This is a genomic window from Sorangium sp. So ce887 (assembly GCF_051521455.1).
Taxonomy (GTDB): domain Bacteria; phylum Myxococcota_A; class Polyangia; order Polyangiales; family Polyangiaceae; genus Sorangium.
In genome coordinates, this window is sequence record NZ_CP150354.1 from 8,195,231 (window position 1) to 8,215,393 (window position 20,163).

At 73.7% G+C, this 20,163-nt stretch carries 14 protein-coding genes; 8 read left to right on the top strand and 6 right to left on the bottom strand.

The window, feature by feature from the left end; translation table 11 throughout:
* Window positions 1-30 precede the first annotated feature (30 nt).
* Complete coding sequence (locus WMF36_RS30420; protein ID WP_437574269.1) at window positions 31-1,071, top strand: pyridoxal-phosphate dependent enzyme; 1,041 nt, start codon at window positions 31-33, stop codon at window positions 1,069-1,071.
* A gap of 225 nt (window positions 1,072-1,296) precedes the next feature.
* Window positions 1,297-2,118 carry a fibro-slime domain-containing protein gene (locus tag WMF36_RS30425; protein ID WP_437574270.1) on the top strand — a complete coding sequence of 274 codons (822 nt, stop codon included), beginning with the start codon at window positions 1,297-1,299 and terminating at the stop codon, window positions 2,116-2,118.
* A 149-nt stretch (window positions 2,119-2,267) separates the two neighbouring features.
* Here the strand turns inward: WMF36_RS30425 and WMF36_RS30430 are convergent, their stop codons facing one another.
* Window positions 2,268-4,556, bottom strand: coding sequence for a M20/M25/M40 family metallo-hydrolase (locus tag WMF36_RS30430; protein WP_437574271.1), 2,289 nt, complete (start codon window positions 4,554-4,556; stop codon window positions 2,268-2,270).
* 70 nt (window positions 4,557-4,626) lie between these two features.
* Window positions 4,627-6,936, bottom strand: a complete 2,310-nt coding sequence (locus tag WMF36_RS30435; RefSeq protein ID WP_437574272.1) for a hypothetical protein — start codon at window positions 6,934-6,936, stop codon at window positions 4,627-4,629.
* Between the two features lie 330 nt (window positions 6,937-7,266).
* Here WMF36_RS30435 and WMF36_RS30440 point away from each other — a divergent pair, with 330 nt between their 5' ends.
* On the top strand, window positions 7,267-7,554 hold the full coding sequence (locus WMF36_RS30440; RefSeq protein WP_437574273.1) for a hypothetical protein: 288 nt from the start codon (window positions 7,267-7,269) through the stop codon (window positions 7,552-7,554).
* A 37-nt stretch (window positions 7,555-7,591) separates the two neighbouring features.
* Here the strand turns inward: WMF36_RS30440 and WMF36_RS30445 are convergent, their stop codons facing one another.
* Window positions 7,592-8,662, bottom strand: coding sequence for an SMP-30/gluconolactonase/LRE family protein (locus WMF36_RS30445; RefSeq protein ID WP_437574274.1), 1,071 nt, complete (start codon window positions 8,660-8,662; stop codon window positions 7,592-7,594).
* Window positions 8,663-8,710: 48 nt separating this feature from the next.
* On the bottom strand, window positions 8,711-10,006 hold the full coding sequence (gene yedA, locus WMF36_RS30450; RefSeq protein ID WP_437574275.1) for a drug/metabolite exporter YedA: 1,296 nt from the start codon (window positions 10,004-10,006) through the stop codon (window positions 8,711-8,713).
* A gap of 155 nt (window positions 10,007-10,161) precedes the next feature.
* On the opposite strand from yedA, the gene WMF36_RS30455 reads away from it, so the two are divergent.
* The 5 genes from WMF36_RS30455 (at window position 10,162) to WMF36_RS30475 (ending at window position 16,922) form a co-directional block, all read left to right on the top strand.
* On the top strand, window positions 10,162-11,610 hold the full coding sequence (locus WMF36_RS30455; protein ID WP_437574276.1) for a PLP-dependent aminotransferase family protein: 1,449 nt from the start codon (window positions 10,162-10,164) through the stop codon (window positions 11,608-11,610).
* Window positions 11,611-11,771: 161 nt separating this feature from the next.
* On the top strand, window positions 11,772-13,544 hold the full coding sequence (locus WMF36_RS30460) for a hypothetical protein (protein ID WP_437574277.1): 1,773 nt from the start codon (window positions 11,772-11,774) through the stop codon (window positions 13,542-13,544).
* A gap of 81 nt (window positions 13,545-13,625) precedes the next feature.
* The gene (locus WMF36_RS30465; protein ID WP_437574278.1) at window positions 13,626-14,072 is read left to right on the top strand and encodes an Rrf2 family transcriptional regulator; all 447 of its coding nucleotides are present in this window, start codon (window positions 13,626-13,628) and stop codon (window positions 14,070-14,072) included.
* A gap of 154 nt (window positions 14,073-14,226) precedes the next feature.
* Window positions 14,227-14,550: a thioredoxin gene (gene trxA / locus WMF36_RS30470; RefSeq protein ID WP_437478304.1), complete on the top strand. Its 324-nt coding sequence runs from the start codon at window positions 14,227-14,229 to the stop codon at window positions 14,548-14,550.
* A gap of 398 nt (window positions 14,551-14,948) precedes the next feature.
* Entirely contained in the window at window positions 14,949-16,922 is a 1,974-nt protein-coding gene (locus WMF36_RS30475) for a serine/threonine protein kinase (RefSeq protein ID WP_437574279.1), read from the top strand.
* 7 nt (window positions 16,923-16,929) lie between these two features.
* Here the strand turns inward: WMF36_RS30475 and WMF36_RS30480 are convergent, their stop codons facing one another.
* Both WMF36_RS30480 and sat read right to left on the bottom strand, forming a co-directional pair.
* Window positions 16,930-18,336: a hypothetical protein gene (locus tag WMF36_RS30480; RefSeq protein WP_437574280.1), complete on the bottom strand. Its 1,407-nt coding sequence runs from the start codon at window positions 18,334-18,336 to the stop codon at window positions 16,930-16,932.
* Between the two features lie 13 nt (window positions 18,337-18,349).
* Window positions 18,350-20,095 (bottom strand): sulfate adenylyltransferase, encoded by a 1,746-nt coding sequence (gene sat, locus WMF36_RS30485; protein ID WP_437478312.1) that lies wholly within the window; start codon window positions 20,093-20,095, stop codon window positions 18,350-18,352.
* Between the last annotated feature and the right edge of the window lie 68 nt (window positions 20,096-20,163).

The window sequence follows — 20,163 nt, forward strand, 5'->3', positions numbered from 1 at the left end:
CCCCCGTTGCGCGACGCAGCCGCCCTTCGGATGATCGATCGCATTCCCCGGCTCGGGTGGATCGGCGCGCCCTCGCCGGTCGCGGCGCTGCCGCGGCTCGCCTCCGCGCTCGGCCTCGACTTTCTCGGGATCAAGCGCGACGACCTCTGCGAGCCCCTCCACGGCGGGATGAAGATGCGGAAGCTCGACTACGTGCTCGCCGCGCCCCCGCTCTCGACCGCGGCGGCGTGGTCCGCGGCGGGCGGCATCGGCTCGGGCAACGTGGCGGCGCTCGCCGCCGCGGCGGAGCGGCTCGGCCGGCGGGTGCACGCGCACCTGTTCTGGACCGACCCGTCCAGGAGCGTGATCGACAACCTCGCGTTCATCGCCTCGGGGCCGACCTCGATCCGGTTCTATCCCTCGCGCCTCGAGCTCGCGCTCGCGCGCCCTTCGCTCTTCCTGCCGCTGCGCGCGCGGGATGGCGACGGCGCGGCCATCGTGCCGCTCGGCGCCACGTCGGCGCTCGGCATGGTGGGCGTGGTGCGCGCGGCGCTCGAGCTGTGCGCGCAGGTCCGCGCGGGCGAGCTCCCCGAGCCCGAGCGCGTCTACGTCCCGCTCGGCTCCGGCGGCACCGCCGCCGGGCTCGCCGCCGGGCTCGCGCTCGGCGGCCTGCGATCGCGGGTCGTCGCCGTCGCCGTGGTCGAGCGCCTCCTCGCGTCGCGCTTCCGCCTCCGCGCCCTCACGGCCGAGCTGCGCGCCCTGCTCGCGCGCAAGGGCGTCGCGCCCCTGCCCCCCGCGGCGCCCATCGACCTCGTCCACGGCTACCTCGGCCGCGGGTACGGCTCCCCGACCCCCGCGTCGCTCGCCGCCTGCGAGGCGCTCGCGGCCGAGGGCATCTCGCTGGAGCCGGTCTACACCGGCAAGGCCATGGCCGCGCTCATGGCGGACGCGCGGGGTCGGCGGCTCGGCCCGGTGCTGTTCTGGCAGACCGCGCGGCGCGAGCCCCTGCCCCGCCCATCCGATTTCTGCGAGCGGCTCCCGTCCGCGCTGTCGCGGCGGCTCAACACCTACTGTGGCGGCAGCTCTCGATAAAAAACCTACCTACCTACCAGCGCGTCTCCTGTGGACCGGCCGCTGTCGCGTCGTCACAATTTTGTGCTTCGACCCGCTATGATGGCGGGATAAGATCGTTTTCTCCCTTGCGCCCTGGGCCGGCGTTTGGTTTGGCTGCCCTGGCGCGTGTCCGCGCAACTCACGCTCAGAAGGAGTCTTCGCATGCTTCAGCCGCTGCAATCGAATTGGTGTGCTCCGCTCGCAATGATGCTGGTCCTGGCCGGGGTCGCCTGTGGGGGCGGCGACGGCGAGTCGACCGGCTCCGGGGACAGCTCCGGCGCCGGGGCTGGCGCGGGCGCGAGCTCGGGCGGCGACGACATCGGGAGCGGCGTGACGGGGCCGGGCGCGGGCAGCGGCAGCGGCAGCGGCAGCGGCAGCGGTTGCGACGCGAACCTCACGGGCATCGTGCGCGACTTCCGCGCCTATGACGACGGCGACGGGCACCCCGACTTCGAGACGTTCACGGGCAGCGGCCTGAAAGGCATCGTCGAGCGCGAGCTGGGGCCGGATCAGAAGCCCGTCTATGCGCACCAGGGGGGCACCGAGCACACAACCGGGCCGGCCGAGTTCGATCAGTGGTATCGCGACGTACAAGGGGTGAACATGCCGATCCAGTTCACCATCACGCCCACGGTCGACGCGGACGGCATTGCCACCTACGACAACCGGGCGTTCTTCCCCATCGACGGGGAGGGCTTCGGGAACGAGCGGAGGGAGCACAACTTCCACTTCACGTTCGAGCTCCACATGAAGTTCGTTTACAGCGGCGGCGAGGTGTTCTCGTTCAGGGGCGACGACGACCTCTGGGTGTTCATCAACAACCGGCTCGCGATCGATCTCGGCGGCCTCCACAGCCCGCAGTCCGACGAGCTCGACCTCGATGCCATGGCCTCCGAGCTCGGGATCGTGCCCGGCCAGGAGGTTCCGCTCGACTTCTTCCACGCCGAGCGGCACACGAACGAGTCGAATTTCGTGATCCAGTCGACGCTCGCGTTCACGAACTGCGAGCCCATCTTCGTCGACTGAGCAGCGCTCGCGCGGCGCGCGGAAGAATTTGAGCCACGAGGCACGGAGGCACGGAGGACACAGAGTTTCTCTGTTCTCTCCTCTGTGTCCGCTGTGCCTCTCTGTGGTTCAAATTCTCATGAACCCAGGGACGGCGTGGCGACGCGGCGCTAGAACCGGAACGACCCGCTGACGAACGTCGAATCCGCGAACCGGTAGGGCACCCCCATGATCTCCCTCGGCCGCGGCCCGCGCGCGAGCTCGCGCGGGAGCTCGTAGGTCTGGTCCATCAGCCGGATCTCGAGCGGCCCGGAGTCCTCGACCTCCAGCGACCACTCGATGCCTCCGGGCGGCAAGCCCATGTAGGTGAATCCCCAGCGGACGTCGCGCCCCGCCGCCGCGCCGCGGGCCGACTCCTCCACGCGCCGCCCGTCCACCTCCGCGCGGATCACCTCGGTCGGGGACGCCACCTCGGCGAGCAGCCAGGGGGCTCCCCGGGGCGACGCGACGCGGACCCGGAGCGACCGGACACCGCCGCGCACCGCGTCGCCGAGCACCGTGAGCGAGGGCGGCGGGAGGGCGAGGGACGGCGCCTCGCTCTGGCGGGTCACGCTCACGAACGGCACCGCGAACGAGGGCGACTGCTCGCGCTCCGCCGGGAAGTACCCGGCGGTCCACGGGTCGAGGTCCCGGTCGGCCGAGAGCCAGTGGGCCTGCTCGGCGGCGGTGTCGAGCGCGTAAGCGAGGCTCGCCGGCCGGGGCTCTGCCTCGGTGAAGCCGAGGGGCGCGCAGGCGACGGCGAGCGCGGCGAGGCCCGGGAGGGCGAAGGCGAGCGCGAGCCGCCGCGAGAGGCCGCCGCCGAGCACCTCGGCGTGCGGCAGGAAGAGCCCGAACACGAGCGCGACGGCGAGGGCCGGCGCCGCCGCCATCGGCAGCCCCACCGCGACGAAGAGCACGTACGGGCCGGGCACGGCCAGCGCGACCACCGGCACCGCGGCGGCGACGAGGAGCGCCGCGTCCGCGAGCGTGGGAGGGGCGTCGCCGCGCCGGATCGTCACGGCGAGGCCGAGCAGGGCGAACGCGAGCGGCCAGGCGAAGTAGAAGCTCGCGCCCGGCATGAAGAGGCTCGCCCCGACGAGGAGCAGCAGCCACAGGAGCAGCGCGCCGAGGGCGAGCTCGCAGGCGCCGAGGCGCCGCCGGAAGAGCCGGTAGCCCGCCGCGGAGACCGCGAGCGCGGCGAGGGCGAGCGCGAGCCGGAACGCGGGCGCGTTGTACGGCTCGAACGGCATCGCCCGCAGCACCGGGTGGACGCGCCGGAGGATCCACCCGAGCCCGCCCACCGCCGCGGCGGCGCCGGCGAGCAGCGCCAGAAAGGCGAATAATCCCGCGGAGATGCGACCGAGCGAGGCGACCCGCCGGCGCCGCGCGACTAAGACCGCGCCGGCGAACAGGCCGGCGACCAGCGCGGCGATCGGGATCGCCCAGCCGATCGGGTGGGAGACGACGTGGGCGCCCCAGGTGTTGAAGTACACCGCGTCCTCGCGGTCCCGGTGCCGCAGGTCGAGCCCGCCGAAGCGGCGCGCGAGCGAGAGCGCGTAGTCCCCGGCGTGCTGCACGCTCCGGAGGTCGAGGTTGCTCAGGGTGTCGGACGGCGTGTGGTAGTGCGCGGCGTCGTCGCTGAAGGCGAAGTTCAGCCCGGGGATGCCAGCCCGCTTGAAGACGCTGAAATCGGTGCTGTGGCCCAGGCGCCGCGCGACCTCGGGGAAGAGCGACGACGCGATCGGGAACGGCGCGGCGCGGGCGAGCTCGCGGACGGGAAACGCGTCCCCGGGCCCGGTCTCGAACATCGCGACCACGCCGCCGGCGCCGCGGGCGTCGAAGTTGAGCGCGATCCCCACCTCGCGGCTCAGCGGGTGCTCGTCCATGAACGCCTTGCCGCCGAGCACGCCTCCCTCCTCCGCGTCCGTGAACAGGAGCAGCACGTCGTTGCGCAGCGGTGGGCCGCTCTTCAGCGCGCGCAGCGTCTCCAGCAGCGCCACCACCCCGCTGCCGTCGTCGGCCGCCCCCGGACTGCCGGGCACCGAGTCGTAGTGCGCCACGAGCGCGACCGCCCGGGTGCTGTCCGCGCCCGGCAGCCGCGCCACGAGGTTCTCGACGTGCGCGGCGTCGTACGGCAGGCCCCACTGCCGGCTGAGGACCGAGGTGCTCTGGACCTCGGCCTGCACGCCGAGCTGCGAGAGCTGCGCGAGCAGGTAGTCGCGCGCCCGCCGGTGCCCCGCCGAGCCCGTGGGGCGCGGCTCCGCGGCGATCTCCAGGAGGTGCGCCCTGGCCCGCTCGGCCGAGAACACGTCGGGCGGGGCGCTGGCCGGGACGACGCTGGGAGGGCTCAGCTGCGCGATGCGCAGCGCGACAAGCGCGAGGAGCGCAAGGGCCAGGGCGAGACGGGGCGACCGCGCCATGCCGCGGTCGTATCACCGTTCCGCGGCGGCGCGGAGCGCACAGCTCGCCCGCTTTCGCCCGGGCTCCGCGTCAGCCCACCGGCGGCGCGTGCCTCGCGCCGCCCTGCGGCTTGCCGCCGCCCCCGCCGGGCCGGTCGATGTCCGGGCCGTCGTCCTCGGGCCGGCGCGACAGGCGCACGGCCGCGCGCCGGTAAAGCTCGGTGAGCGGCGCGCGGTGCGCGGCGAGGAGGATCGTCGCCCCGGCCAGCCACAGCAGCGCGAGCGGCACGAGCGCCGAGGACGTCGTGTAGATGAGCACGGGGTGGAAGACGCGATCGCGCGTGACGAGCTCGCGGCTCGCCTGGACGGCCCGGTCGTACTCCGGGAGCGTCAGCGCCACCGGCGTCACCCCCTCCAGCACGGTGCCGCCGGGCGCGAGGGAGCCTCCGCCCTTGGCCTTGGCCTGGTCGTCCGTGCTGGCGATGCGCGCGGACGAAGACGGCGCCATGGACGTCTCGTACGAGGAGTTCCATCGCTCGCCCCGGTAGCGCCCCGCCGAGACGGCGAAGAGCCCGACAAGCAGCGCGATGCCGCCCATGCCGAGCAGCACCACCATCGCGACAGCGCGGCTCGTGCCCTTGAAGAGCCGCCCCACGAGCCACGCCGCCCCGGCCGTCGCGATCCCGACAAGGAGCGCCACGAACGTGGCAGGCGCCACGAACCACAGGCCCGCCATGATCAGCCCGCCCAGCACGCGCAGCGCGCGCAGGCGCCCGCGGCTCGGCGCCCCGCCGGGGCGGACGGCGATCCACGCCGCCACGAAGCCGAACGCCACGGCGACGGCGTCGCCCAAGTCCGCGAACCACACCGGCCGGTCGCCGCCGAGCAGCGCGAGCGGCACCACGAGCTCGGGCAGCCCGACCGTGAGCGCCACCTCGCTCGCGGTGAGCGGGTAGCTCGGCATCGGCAGCTCCATGGATCCGCCGAGCGGACGCACCACCGCCTGCGCCAGCGACTGCACCTGGATCCTGTGGCTCCCCGTCTGCAGGGGCACGAGGACCTCCTCCGCGGCCGCGCCCTGGTGCATGATCCGCTGGGCCTTGCCGTCGGTGGCGAGGAAGATCGGCCGCCCGCCGGGCGCGTAGGTCAGGTAATCGATGCCGTTGTTCTCGTAGGTCAGCTCGTCGTCGGCCACGAGGTCCCCGCGCTCGGTCAGGATCAGGGTGCGGCGGTGCTCGCGCACCACCGCGGCGAGCACGTCGACGCCCGCGAGCGGCTCGACCTCGACCTCGACGCGCTGCCCGCGCTTCAGGAGCAGCAGCCGCGACGTCGCCTGGGTCCGCGGGATCGGCGACTCGGCGGCGTCGACCTGGCGAATGTCGCCCTTCACCGTGAGGCGGTGCTCCACGTCCGACTCGAACAGCCACCACTCGTAGGCGGAGCGCGGATCGGGCGAGAAGCCCCCGACCTTCGGGAGCGTGCCCGAGATCGTCATCTCCGCGGTGCGGCCCGACGTGGGCAGCACGAGCTCCCCGCCCTCGACCCGGAAGCCGCTCGCGCCGGTGACGTCGAGCACCTTCTCCCCGAACGCGAGCGGCAGGCGCACCACGCCGAGGTCGCTGCCCGACCGCAGGACGAGCCGGTACTCGAAGCCGATCTCCCGCCCGACGCGCACCGCGCGCGCGAGCTGGAAGACCGTGGGGCCCGCGCTCTGCGCCGCCGCGCCCCCGTCGCGGCTGAAGTGGAGCGTCGCCCCCGAGAGCCCCGAGAGCTGGGCGCCCTCCGCGACCGAGCCGCCGGTGACGTCGGCCTCGAACGTGTTGAGCGGACCGGCCACGAGCAGCGTGAGGTCGCCCTCGAGCCACAGCGAGCCTCGGAGCACGAAGCGGCGCGCGGCCGTCCAGAGGTAGTAATGGCCCTCCGCGAAGCTGATCGGCGCGGCCTCGCGGCGCGACGCGGGCCTTCCATCGTCGAGCACGGCCTCGATGCGGAGGTGCGCCGGCGGCCCGAAGAGCGGGATCGCCACCGGGCCGTCCGCGAGCACGCCGCCCGAGAGCTCGAACTGGAGCGGCCCCTCGCCCACCGCGCCGGTGATGCGCAGCCGGTCGAGCGCGTAACAACGCTCCGCGCACCGCCCCGCGCCGCGGCGCTGGTCGACCCAGCGGGAGAGCATCTCCAGCTGGCCTGCCCACGAGTCCGGCGGAGGCCCAAGCGCCTGTGCCTGCGCCTGCGCCGCGGCCGCCTTCGCCGCGGGCGCGGGCGCCGCGCCCGCGGCAGGCGCCGCCGTCGGATCGCCCGGCCCCTGCGCCAGCGAAGGCGAGGGAACGGCGAGCAGCAACAGCACCACGAGGAGCCAGAAGAGCCTTGAAGGCGCCGCCTTGTTCCAGCGCGCTAGCGACATAGGGAAACTCCCTTCCTTGACCTGCCGAGCGAACGCGATGGCCGCCGCAGCGTCCTCATCAAACAACCTAGTGAAAAACGACTGCAACAAAATCGACATGAACCCTTGACAGTTAACGCGTCGCGTCGCAGTGTCGTGACGTCGCGCTTGTGCCTCCGACGGGCCCACCGAGTGGCGCTGTTGGCTGGCATGGCCGCGCGGCGAGGCCCCTCGCTCCAGTGCACATCGCGTCTTGCGGCGACGCGCGGGACCGGGGGGTCTGCGCTCGATGGATCCTTTCTGTACGCCCGCGGCCGTCGCGGGGGGACAAACCGAAGTGGGAGGCAGATCATGAGTGAGACCCAGAGCATCACGGAGCCGAAGGCCGGAAACAGCGTGAACGGGAGCGCCGCCCCCGCAACTCAGGTGGACGCGGGCGCCGCGGCGCCGGCGACCAAGCCGCCTTTCGTCGAGACGCTGCGCGAGCTGGGCACCTCCTGGGCAGGGGTGGCGATCGGGTATGGGCGGATCGCGCTCGAGCACGCTGCGCGCACCCTCGACCGGACGGCGGGAAAGCTCGGCGAGCTTCAAGGGAAGCTCAAGAAGGGCGACGTGGCCGCGGCCGAGGGCGCCCGCTGAATTGCCACCGATCCTCCGCGCCGCCGAGGAGCGTTCATCACGGCGCTTCTGGCGGCGCGGGGACCGGCGCGCCGACGATGCCGACCGCAACAGCGTAGATCGAGCCGGCTGCGCCCCCGACATAAAGGGTCCTTGCATCGAAGCCGGGGCCCGATCCGAACTGCGCATTGGCGACCCCGGTCGGAAAGCTCGCCAGGAGCTCCGGCCCTCCCAGGGCCGCACCGCCCCGATCGAGCCGCACGCGATAGAGCTCTCTGTCCTTGTTATCGAGCGTGTAGAGGTGACCGCACGTGTCGAGGACGAGCCCATCGAGCGTGGCCGACGCGACCGTCGCCACGAGCGCGGGCCGCGCGTCGGGGGCGGCGAGGTCGATCCTGCGGATCTCGCCCGCTGAGGAGTTCGTGTAGAAAACCGCCCTTCGCGCCGGGTCGAAGACGATTCCGTTCGGCTGGCTCACCTCGGGAGCGCCGCTCGCGATCTCGTCGACCGTGGCGTCCGGGTTGAGGCGGAGCACCCGGCCGCCGGCGAGGTCCGTCGCCCAGACGTTGCCGTCCGCGTCCGGAGAGAGACCGTTCGGGTCCTGGAGATCCTCGACGTACTCGGAGACGATGCCGGTCGCCGAGATCTGGACGACGTCGCCCTGGTCGGGCCGCGCCGCCACGAGGGTCCCGTCGGACCGATAGCGCAGCCCGAGCACGTCGCCCGGCAGAGACGCGAAATTCGAGGTGTGCGTCGTGGCGTCGAAGCGAACGAGGTTCGGCCCCTGCTTCGCGACGAGGTAACCCTGGCCATCGAACGCGAAGTCCTCGCTGCCGCTGAACACGTCTGTGACCAGCGTCGGCTCGAAGGGCCCTGGCGCGACCGCCGCGCACTCGCCCGTCGGGCCCCCGCCCACACCCACGCCCACGCCGCCACCCCCGCTGCCCGCCGCCTCGCCGCCGCCTTCGCCGCGGCCGCCTTCACCGCCGCCCGAGCTCGCGCTGCTCGACGTCGCGTCCGCCCCGCCGCCCGACGTCGCGCCGGTCGTCTCGCCGATGTCGCCGCCGCAGGCCGAGGGCGCACCTGAAAGGAGCAGCGCCCATCCGAGCAGCCGGTAACCTCTCCTCATCTACCTCGCCTCCTCGCGGCGCACACTACACGTCGCCCCCCGCATTGCCTACGGTCGACGGCGTTGGTGCAGAGCGGCGCCCGTCCGGCGCCCACCACCGCGGCCGAGGCGCCCCACGTTGCCCCACGCGGATCCAGAGCGGCGGTCACCCGCACAGGAGACGATGACGACGCCGGCGCCGACGATGGCGGCCGCCGCCCACGTCGTCGTGGAGGCGCGCTCGCCGCCGAGCAGGATGCCGAGCGCGATGGCGACGATCGGGTTCACGTAGGCATAGCTCGTCGCGATCGCCGGGCGCGTGTTACGGAGCAGGAACGTGTACGCGCTGAGGGCCACGATCGACCCGAACACCGTCATGTAGCCGAGCGCGAGGAGCGATCGCGCGGACGGGGGCGCCGCGAGGTGCTCGCCGGTGAGCGCGCTGATCCCGAGCATCACCGGGCCCGCCGCCAGCATCTCCGCCGCGACCGCCATCGGCCCCTCCGGCAGCGGCAGCGAGCGGCTGTACAGCGAGCCGAGCGCCCACGCCACGGGGGCCAGCACGATGAGCAACGCCCCGGCGTGCGCCGCGTGGAGGCCGCCGCCGAGGTGGAGCAGCGCCGCGCCGGCGAACCCGACGAGGAGCCCGAGCCACTCGCCCCGGGAGACATCCGGGGCCCCGGCGGACGCGCCGCGCGCGCCGCGCACGGTCGTGAACAGCGCCAGCCAGAGCGGCATCGTGGACACCACGACCGCGGCGACGCCGGAGCTCACCCACTGCTGCGCGACGACGACGAGCCCGTTGCCGAAGACGAGCAGCAGCACCCCCACCCGCGCCGCCGCGCCCCACTGCCGCAGGGTCGGGCGAGGGACGCCGCGCAGCCGGAGCCCCCCGTAGAGCAGCGCGCCCGCCGTCACGAAGCGCACCCCGGCCAGCAGGAACGGCGGCAGCGTCTCGAGCGCGATCGAGACCGCCAGGTACGTCGAGCCCCAGATCAGGTACAGCGCGGCGAGCGAGAGGAGCACGAGCCAGCTCCCCCGCGCCCCCTCGAGCGCCGCGCGCCCCCGCTCGAGCGCCGCGCGCACCGTCCTCTGCGCCTCGCCCGCGGCCACCGCGATCTGCGCCGGCTCGAGCGCCTCCACCACGAGGAGCCCGCGCCCCTCGCCTCCATAGCTGGCCCCCGCCTCCAGCACCACGTCGTCCGGCTCCCCCTCTCGGGTGAGCCAGACCGAGCCGGCGGTGCAGCTCAGGAGGAGCGGCCCGCCCCGGAGGCGGTGCGTCCACAGGCCCCCCTTCCCCAGCTCGATCCGCGACGACTCTCGGAGGCGCGAGCGCGCCTCCGGAACAAGTGAGGTCAATTTCATGCCGCCCAGCTTGGGCTCAAGCGAGCGACCGGCACAGAGGCAGTCCGCCCGACATTGAGGCCGGCACAGTTCGCGGAACCGGCGACTGTGCTGGTCCTCACGCCCGCCGGCTGTACCGGTACCGCAGCGCCCGCCCGGTTGTACACTCGTCCCTCGTGCTGGTGCCCATCGAAGCGGAGGCCGAGGCCCATCTCTACGATCGCGTCGCCGCGCACATCGCCGATCTGATCGCGCGCGGCACGCTGCGGTCGGGCGACCGGATCCCGTCGGTGCGGCGGCTCAGCCGGCAGCAGGGGGTGAGCGTCGCGACGGTGCTGCAGGCGTACCTGCAGCTCGAGAACCGCGGGATCATCGAGGCGCGCCCGCAGTCGGGGCACTACGTCCGCGCCCGGCGCCTCTCGGCGCTCCCCGAGCCGCGCGCCGCGCGCGCCTGCACCACCGCCTCGCGCGTCAGCGTGAAGAGCCTCGTCTCGAAGGTCTACCGGGCCTCCCGGGATCCGCACATCGTCCCGTTCGGCGCGGCCTGCCCGAGCCCCGAGCTCCTGCCCACCGACAAGCTGAACCGGATCCTCAGCGCGATCGCGCGGAGCGCGGGCGGCGCGGGCGTCTCGTACGACCCGCCACCCGGCCTGCCGGCGCTGCGGCGGCAGATCGCCCGGCGCTCGGTCGAGTGGGGCGTCGCGCTCTCCGCCGACGACATCGTGACCACGGTCGGCGCCATGGAGGGGCTCCACCTCTGCCTGCGCGCGGTCGCGCGCCGCGGCGACACGGTCGCGCTGGAGTCGCCGGCATACTACGGGCTCCTCCAGCTCATCGAGAGCCTCGGCATCAAGGCGATCGAGGTCCCGTCGCACCCCCGCACCGGCATGGACCTCGACGTCCTCGAGGAGATGCTGGGCCGCCACCGCATCAAGGCGTGCCTCGCGATCCCGAACTTCAACAACCCCCTCGGCAGCGCCATGCCCGACGAGGCGAAGGAGCGGCTCGTCGCGATGCTCGCGCGCCGCGAGGTGCCGCTCATCGAGGACGACATCTACGGCGACCTGCACTTCGGCGACGTCCGCCCCCGCCCGGCGAAGGCGTTCGATCGCAAGGGCCTCGTGATGCTCTGCTCGTCGTTCTCGAAGACGATGGCGCCGGGCTACCGGGTCGGCTGGACGGCCCCCGGCCGCTTCCTCGACGAGGTCGAGCAGCTCAAGTTCGGGCAGAGCGTGGCGTGCGCGACCTTGCCGCAGATGGCGGTCGCCGAGTTCCTCGAGATCGGCGGGTACGACCACCACCTGCGGACGCTCCGGCGCCGGCTCGCCGCCCAGGTCGCACGCATGAGCGAGGCGATCGCCGAGCACTTTCCCCCCGGCACCCGCGTCTCGCGCCCGGCGGGCGGCTTCGTGCTCTGGGTCGAGCTCCCGCCCGGCGCGAGCGCGCTGGACGTGCACGAGCGCGCGCTCGAGCACGGCATCAGCATCGCGCCGGGGCCGATCTTCTCGGCCAAGCACCGGTTCTCGAACTACATCCGGGTGAACTGCGGCTACCCGTTCACCGACCTCACCGAGCACGCGGTCCGGACGCTCGGGCGGCTCTGCGCCGAGGCGGCGGAGGCGTGACCCGCCCGCCGAGGCGGCGAGGGCGCCCGCTCGTCGAGACGGCGGCGGCGTGCCGCGGCAGACGGCGCGGCTGACCCCTGACGGCCGCGCCCTGGATGCCGTACCCGCCCTGAAGTAGAACCTCGTCGCTCGCCACGAGCGCCCCCGACGAGCCCACGACCTTGCGTCCCAGACATCCCGCGTCCCTTCCTTCGCCCGCGCCCCCGCCGCCGCCCGCGCTCCGTCCCTCCGGGCCCGCGTGCGCGGCCCGTCCCTCGCCCGCCCGCGCGGCCTGGGCGCTCGCGGCCCTGCTGGCGGCCGCGCCCGCCTGCCGCGCCGGGGCGACCGCCTCGCCGGGCGCGCCGGCGCCCGAGGCGCTGCGCGCGCTCCCGGATCGCATCGACGGCAGCACCCTGCTCGGCAGGGACGCGCAGCGCGCCGCCGAGGCCGGCGCGGGCCCGCTCCGGGTGATCGGCGCCGACATGGCGTCCGACGGCGATCGGGTCGGCGCCTTCGTCGAGGTGCCCGCCGGGGAGTGCATGCTCGCGATGGCGCGCGTCTCGCCCACGATCGGCGACGTCGACCTGTTCGCCTTCGAGGACGACGGCAGCGCCTTCTCCACGGACGAGGCCGCCGACGCGCGCGCCTCCATCCTCGTCTGCCCGCCGCACCCGCGGCGGCTCTATGTCATGGCGCGCGTCATGTCGGGCGCCGGGGCGGTCAGCGTCGGCGTGCAGGGCGTCCCGCTCAAGGCGGCCGACGCCGTCGCGCGCGCCGTCGGCGCGCGCGGCCGGGCCGGCGACGAGAGCGGGCGGCTCGAGTCGTGGCCCGGCCTCGAGGCGAAGGTCCGGGCGCACCGCGGCGCGATCGGCGCGCGCTGGGAGGACGTCCGGCGCGTCGCGCTGCCCGTCGGCTCGAGGACCGCGAGCCGCATCGGGGCCACCCTCGAGGGCGGCCGCTGCATCGACGTGCTCGTCTCGCCGAGCGACGAGGTCGCCTCGCTCGAGGTGGTCGCGGAGGACGAGACCGGCAGGATCGTCGCGCGCGCCCGCGAGCGGGGCCAGGATCGCCTGCTGCTCCTCTGCTCGACGATCTCGATCGAGCTCTCGATCGCCGTCCGCTCGCGCGGCACCCAGGGCCTCGTGGCCGTGGTCGTCGGCCGCTCGCAGCCGGGCGCCGAGGCGGAGATCTCCGGGGCCACGCCGATCGAGCGCGTGACCGAGAGCCGCGACCTCGCCGAGGCGCGGGCGGCCCACGGCCGCGCGCTCGCGGGCCGGGGCTACGGCGCGCCGCGCGTGTCGACCGGGGCCGCGCGGCTCGGCAGCCGCACGACGCTCCCGATCGAGCTGCCGGCCGGCTGCGCGCGGATCGACGTGCTGGCCGGCAGGCCGCTCGCCGACGTGCTCGCGGAGCTCTGGAGCGACGCCCACGCCCTCCTCGGCCGCGCCCGGGGCGGCGCCCGGGCGACGCTCTTCGCCTGCGGGAGCGGCGGCCCCGCCCGGATCGACGTCGAGTCGATGGCGCAGCCCGGCCCGTTCGCCGTGGAGGTCCGCAAGGAGCCCAAGGCCCCGCCCGCGCTCGTCGCGCACCCGCTCGCCGCCGCGAGGCTGCTCGGGCGCATGAGCGCCGCCGGCCTCGTCGACGCCGCGGCGGCCTCCGGCGCCCAGACGGTGGCGCTCGACGCCTCGCGCCTCAAGATCCTCCCGCTCCAGATCCCGGCCAACACGTGCGCCGAGGTGATCGCGGCGCTCGACGCCGGGGGCGCCGGCGTCGATCTGCGGCTCGTCGACACCTCGACCGGGGAGAGCTCGCTCGCCCGTGCGCGCCATATCGTGTCCGACAGCCGCTGCGCCGGCGCCTCGCCCGTCCCCGCGTCGATCGAGCTCAGGCTCGCCGACGGCAAGGGCGAAGCCCTCGTGCTGACCCGCACCTCCTCTCGAGCGCCGTCGCCCTGAGGCCGCCGCCGCGGGGCGGCGACCCCGCAGGCTTGACAGCGGACACCTCGGAGCCCTCAGATACGGCCGAGAGGCCCTTTCATGTCGTCGGGTCGCTTCGCCATCGCCACGCACGCCCTGGCGCTGCTCGCGCAGACCGGTGAGAGCTGCGCGAGCGACGAGCTGTCGGCGAGCATCAACACGAACCCGGCGTTCCTGCGGCGCATCCTCGCGCGCCTGTCGCAGGCCGGGCTCATCGAGGCGCGGGAGGGCCGCGCGGGCGGCTATCGCCTGGCGAGGCCGGCGAAGCGGATCCGGCTGAGCGAGGTGTACGCCGCCGTGGAGCCGGAGGGCGCCATCGCGCCGAGCCCGTGCGAACCGGACGCGAAGTGCCCGATCGGGGCGGGGATCCAGCGGGCGTTCGACGAGGTCGCGGACGCGGCCAACGAAGGGCTGCTGCGCGGCCTCTCGCAGAGGACCGTCGCGGACATCGCGCTCCGGGCGCAGCACCTCGGCCGCCCTGCGCCGGCGCCGGTCAAGGCCCGCTGATCGGCCCGCGCGGCGGTCTCCCCTCCCCCTGGCAGAAACTGAAACCGTGCCTATAACAGTTCATGCGAGCGTCGCTGTCGCGACCAGGCCGGCGTCGAGCCGGCGCGCGCGGCCAGGGGCGCTCGCTTCCGAGAAGAACTGAAAGGACAGCGCCATGGGCAGCAGCAACGTCATTGAAGTCAACGACCTGAATTTCGCGCGAGAGGTCCTGGAGACGGACACACCGGTGCTCGTGGACTTCTCCGCGTCCTGGTGCGCCCCCTGCAAGCGGCTCGCGCCGATCGTCGATGAGATCGCGGCGGAGACAGCGGGCCAGGTCAAGGTGGTCAAGCTCGACGTCGACGCGTCGCCCGCGGCCGCGAAGCGCTTCGGGATCCGGGGTCTACCGACCGTGGTCGCCTTCCAGAACGGCGAGCCTCTGGGGCGGCACATCGGCCTCACGAACAAGAAGACGCTGCTCGCGCTCCTCGGACGTTGAGCGCATCGAGCGCGCGTTGAGCGCATCGAGCGCGCCGGGCCTTCGCCGGCGCCTCAGCGCCGATCGCTTGCGTCGTGATGCTCCCCACACATGACGCGGATGCCGCCGCGGCGCCGTGCGCGGGTTTCCGACATCGACCTTCATTTGCGCGAGTCGCGCGCCTTCACCGCAGCGGCGCGCGTGGTGTGCGACGCTGCATCGCTCGTCCGCTGTCTTCGACGGACGCAGCATCCCGTTGACATCACCCCCCGATACGAGATCCTCTCGGCAAGGAAGCCCAGCATTCCGCAGCGCTGCTCGCGGCCGTCCGTCAAGGAGGTCCGGGGGTCGCCACGCGGAGCCCTGCCGGTGTGGGGTTTTGCTGGCATGGCGCGACTCAGCCTGGCTTCCCGAAGGCCATGGCTCTGTTCGACGACGACTTCGAGACGCTCGAGCAGCTCCCCGAGATGCGAAAATCTCGCGGAAAGGGCGGGGATTCGCACGGCCAGAGCCCCACGCCCGTGAACCCCGGCCGCGCCCGGGCGGAGCTCTCGGATCTCACGAGCGACGGTCCCCGCTACGAGGTGCGCTCGCTCCTCGGCGTCGGCGGGATGGGGGAGGTCCACTTCTGCAGGGACCGCCGCATCGGCCGCGACGTGGCCATGAAGGTCATCCGCGCGGAGCACCAGGGCGACACGACGCTCCGCCACCGGTTCCTCCGCGAGGCCCGGGTCCAGGGCCAGCTCGAGCACCCCTCGATCGTGCCCGTCTACGACCTCGGCCTGGACGCCAAGGGCTCGGCGTACTTCACGATGAAGCGCCTCCGGGGCCTCACGCTGGCGAGGATCCTGAACGAGCTCCGCGAGGGCGACGCGACGGCGCTGCAGAGCTTCTCGCGCCGCAAGCTGCTCACCGCGTTCTCGTCCATCTGCATCGCCGTGGACTTCGCGCACTCGCGCGGCGTGCTCCACCGCGACCTCAAGCCCGCCAACATCATGCTCGGCGACTTCGGCGAGGTGTACCTGCTCGACTGGGGCGTCGCGAAGCTCATCGATTCGCCGCACCAGACGATCGACATGGGGGAAGATCCCATGAGCACGAGGACCATCCCCGGCGACGTGCTCGGGACCCTCGGGTACATGTCGCCGGAGCAGGCGCAGGGGTGCGTCGACACGCTCGACGTGCGCAGCGACGTGTACTCGCTCGGGGCCATCCTCTTCGAGCTGCTCACGCTCAAGCCGCTCCACCCGAAGAAGGATCGCGGCGAGATGCTCGACTCGCTCATCCACGGGGCCGACGCGCGGGCGTCGGTGCGCGCGCCCGAGCGCGAGGTGCCCCCGGAGCTCGATGCCATCTGCGTGCGGGCGACCCGGCGCGAGCCGTCCGAGCGGTACCCGACCGCGCGCTCGCTCTACGAGGCGGTCGAGCGGTTCCTCGACGGCGACAAGGACGTGGAGCTCCGCCGCGGCCTCGCGGCGCGGCACGCGGGCCTGGCCGAAGAGAAGGTGGCGATGGCGCTCGCCGGCGGGAGGGAGGCCGAGAGCGCCCGCAAGGCGCTGCTCAGCGAGGTCGGCCAGGCGCTCGCCCTCGATCCCTCCAACGAGCGCGCCCTGGAGACGCTCCGGCGCATCCTGACCGAGCCGCCGCGCGAGATGCCGCAGGAGGTGCTCGCCGAGCTGGACGCGACCGCGGCGACGCGGCACCGGCTGCAGCTGCACGCGGGCATCCGCGCCGAGCTGCTCGCGACGGCGATCGCGACGCTCGTGGCCGCGGTGTGGCTGGGCATCCGCGAGTGGCAGGTCTTCGGCTTCATCCTGGGCTTCACGGCCCTGGCAGCGCTGATGAAGTTCATCGCGGCGCGCCTCGTCCACCGCCGGTCCGCGGAGTGGTACGCCTACGCCGGGTTCGTCTTCAACGTGCTCAGCTTCCTGTTCATCGCGCGCGGCTTCGGCCCGCTGCTCTTCATGCCGATGCTCCTCGTGATCTTCACGTACGGCAACTCGTTCACGTACCGGACGGCCTACCGCGTCGCCGTCGTCGTCACCGGCTGCCTCGCGGTGCTGGCCGCCGCGTGGATCGAGTACTCGGGCATCCTGCCCCGCTCGTACGAGTTCACGGGCGGCGCGATGGTCATCCTTCCCCAGGCCGTCGAGCACTCGAAGGTCCCGACGATCACGGCGCTGACGCTGACCACCCTGTTCATGCTGGTCGTGCCGGCGTTCATGATGGGCCAGCACCAGCACGCGCTCCGCGACGCGGAGCGACGCGCGTTCCTGCAGGCGTGGCAGCTCCGCCAGCTCCTGCCGGAGCGGGCCCAGTCGGGCGCCGTGACCAGGCCCACGCCGGAGCCGATCACCTCGCGCCGCCCGAGACGCCCCCGCACGGAGGGGTGAGCCGGCGTCAGTCCATGGGCCAGACCGAGAGGACCCAGACCGGCGAGCCGCCGCGCGCGGACACGCGGACGGCGGCGCTCTCCTCGATCTCGGAGCAGAAGGCCACGCCGGCGCCCTCGCCGTGCTCGCCCGCGTCGTCGCGCGCGGCCCGATCGCCCAGCTCGACCGAGATCCGGAGCGCGCGCATCTCGCCCCGGACCAGCGCCGCCGCCGCGAAGTAGCAGCGGCCCGGCTCGACCTGGACGGGGACGAGCGTGTCGCCCTGCGCGCCGACGGCCTCGACGATCGCCTGCGCGCGCGGCGCGGGCGCGCGGCGGCGCTGCAGCGCGAAGGCCAGGTTGCCCCGGGCGCGCGCGCCGAAATACCCCGGCACGTGCGAGGGCATGGGCCACTGCGCGTCGGACAGCACGACCTTCACCGGGCCCGCCGCCCCGAGGAACGGCACCTCGACGACCCCGGGCTCCCCGAGACAGAAGTCGAGCCGCGTGTCGGGCGCGTCGGAACGGTCGCGACCGAGCAGCCTCCCCGTGCCCGCCTCGCGCGCCTCGGCGTCCAGGTCGGTCGCGCGGCGCACCGCGACGCCCGGGACCTCGGCCATCAGATCGAGCCGGTGACAGCCCTCGCTGAGCTTGACCGAGAACTGTCCGGTCCCGACCGACGAGGCGCGCATGTCGATCGGCGCGACGCGCGGCGCCCCCTCCGCGCGCGCGCGGCGCGCGGCGCGCGCGACCCGGGCGTCGAGCGGCCCAGGCTCGGCCGGCCGCCCCGGGTCGCCGCGCGGCGCGATGGGCCCGGAGACCCGCTCGGGCAGGATGGACTCGAGGCGCTCCGGCGGCCCGCTCGACGCCGCGACCACGACATCGAAGGCGCCTCGCGTCGAGAGCACCTCGACCGCCACGCGGCGCAGCCCCTCGCGCGCGGCCCCGCACCGGAGGATCGCCGCGGCCCCGGCGACGCTGTGGATGCGTCGCTCGTCCTCGGGATCCGGGCCCCGCAGCCGGTGCACGAGGCCCTCCAGGGCGGAGGGCTCGCCCGCGAAAGAGTCCGGCTCCAGCGTGAACTCGACGGTGCGCGGCGCGAGGAACACGACGGTGAGGCACTCCTCGGCCTTCGGTCCAGCCGCGCCGGCCGCGCCGCTCGCGCCGGCCACGCCGGCCACGCCGGCCGGCGGCGGATCCACCGCCACCACCCTGACGCGGCCATGCTCGATGAAGAAGGGGGGAAGGCGCGCGACGCGCGCGCCCGAGAGCGACCACACCCGCGCGACGCGCGCGGCATCGTCGCTGAGGTCCGCGCGCGCCGGCGCCCCCGCGGAGAGGCCGGCGAGCGCGGTCAGGAGCGCGAGGGCCGCGCCGCGCGCGGCGCCGGCGGCCGCGCGGCGGCCCCGCTCGACGAGGCCGCGCGCCGCCGCCATCACGGCTCCAGGGCTACGACGAGCTGCGCATCGCCTCGATGAGGATGCGCGCGACCTCCGGACGGGAGAACTCGGGCGGCGGCAGCTCGCCGCGCTGGAGCAGCTCGCGCACCTTCGTCCCGGACAGATTGACCTGCGTCGACGCGTCGCCCGGCGCCGTCTTCGCGGTGGCCATCGCTCCGACCACCGTCGAGTAGAACGCGTTCTCGAAGTTGAGCGTGGCGATGCCGAGCTCGCCGGGGCTGAAGACATTGAAGATCTCCTGCGCGTCGTACGTGCCGTAGTAGCTGCCGACGCCGGCGTGATCGCGCCCCACGATGAAGTGGGAGCAGCCGTAGTTCTTGCGCGCGAGCGCGTGGAAGATCGCCTCGCGCGGGCCCGCGTAGCGCATCGCCGCCGGGTAGATCGAGAGGAGCACGCGGTCCTTCACATAGTACTTCGCGATGAGCTCCTCGTAGCAGCGCATCCGGACGTCCGCCGGGATGTCGTCCGACTTTGTCGCGCCGACCAGCGGATGGATCATCAGCGCGTCGCAGCTCTCCAGCGCCGTCTTGGTGATGAACTCGTGCGCCCGGTGGATCGGGTTCCGCGTCTGGAACCCGACGATGCGGCGCCACCCCTTCTCGGCGAAGTACGCCCGCGTCACCGCCGGGCCCCGATCGTACGACGGGAACGGCGACTCGACCGGCCGCTCCAGCACGCGGATCTCGCCGCCGACGTACACGGCGCCCGTGCTCATCAGGTAGGCGACGCCCGGGTGCTTCGTCTCGGTCGTCCGGAACACCTCCTGCGCCTCGATCTCCTTGTTCGGCCGCCACTTGTCGCTCAGCTCGATGACCGCCACGATGCGGCCGTCGCGCGCGCGGAGCGCGGCCTCGGAGCCCACGCGGAGCCCCTCCGCCGCCTGCTCCGAGACGGCGAGCGTGATCGGCATCGACCACGGCAGGCCGCTCTCGAGCCGCATCTCGCGCACCACGCGCAGGTAGTCCTTCGAGTTCATGAAGCCGCGCAGCGGCGAGAACGCGCCGACCGCGATCATCTCGACGTCGCTCTCGGTCCGCTCGTCGAGCTCGATGACCGGCAAGCCCTTCGCCCGCTCGGCGAGCGACGCCTTCTCCGCGCCCTCGACCCACCGGTTCACGAGCTCGCCGCCGTGCGGCGCGATGAGCCCGCGGCCGCCGCCCGCCGCCGCCCCCGCGGCAGCAGCGCCGGACACCGCGACCGCGGCGCCGCGGCGCGGGACGTAGCCGACCTCCTCGAGCTTGGCGAGGATCTTGGCGAGGCTCTCCTCCTTGGTCTCCTTGTCGGTGTAGACGACCACCTCGGGGCTCTCGGGCGCCTCGTACGGGTCGTCGATCCCCGTGAAGTTCTTGATCTCGCCCGCGAGCGCCTTCTTGTAGAGCCCCTTCGCGTCGCGCTCGGCGAGCACGGGGATCGCACAGGAGCAGTACACCTCGACGAACTGCGGGATCTGGGCCCGCTGCTCGTCACGGATCGCCTTGTACGGGCTGATGGCGGCCGTCATCGCGCACGCGCCCGACCGGGCGATGAGCTTCGCCACGTATCCGATCCGCCGGATGTTCGTATCGCGGTCCTCCTTCGAGAACCCGAGGCCCTTCGAGAGGTTCGTGCGCACCTCGTCGCCGTCGAGCACCTCCACGTGGACGGAGCGGGCGCGGAGCTCGGCCGAGAGCATCGCCGCGAGCGTGCTCTTGCCTGCGCCGCTCAAACCGGTGAACCAGACAACAAAACCTGACATTTAGGCAACTCCTTCGATGATCAAGTGACAACTACAGAATCAGCCTCGCTGGGCCTCGGGAGTCGATC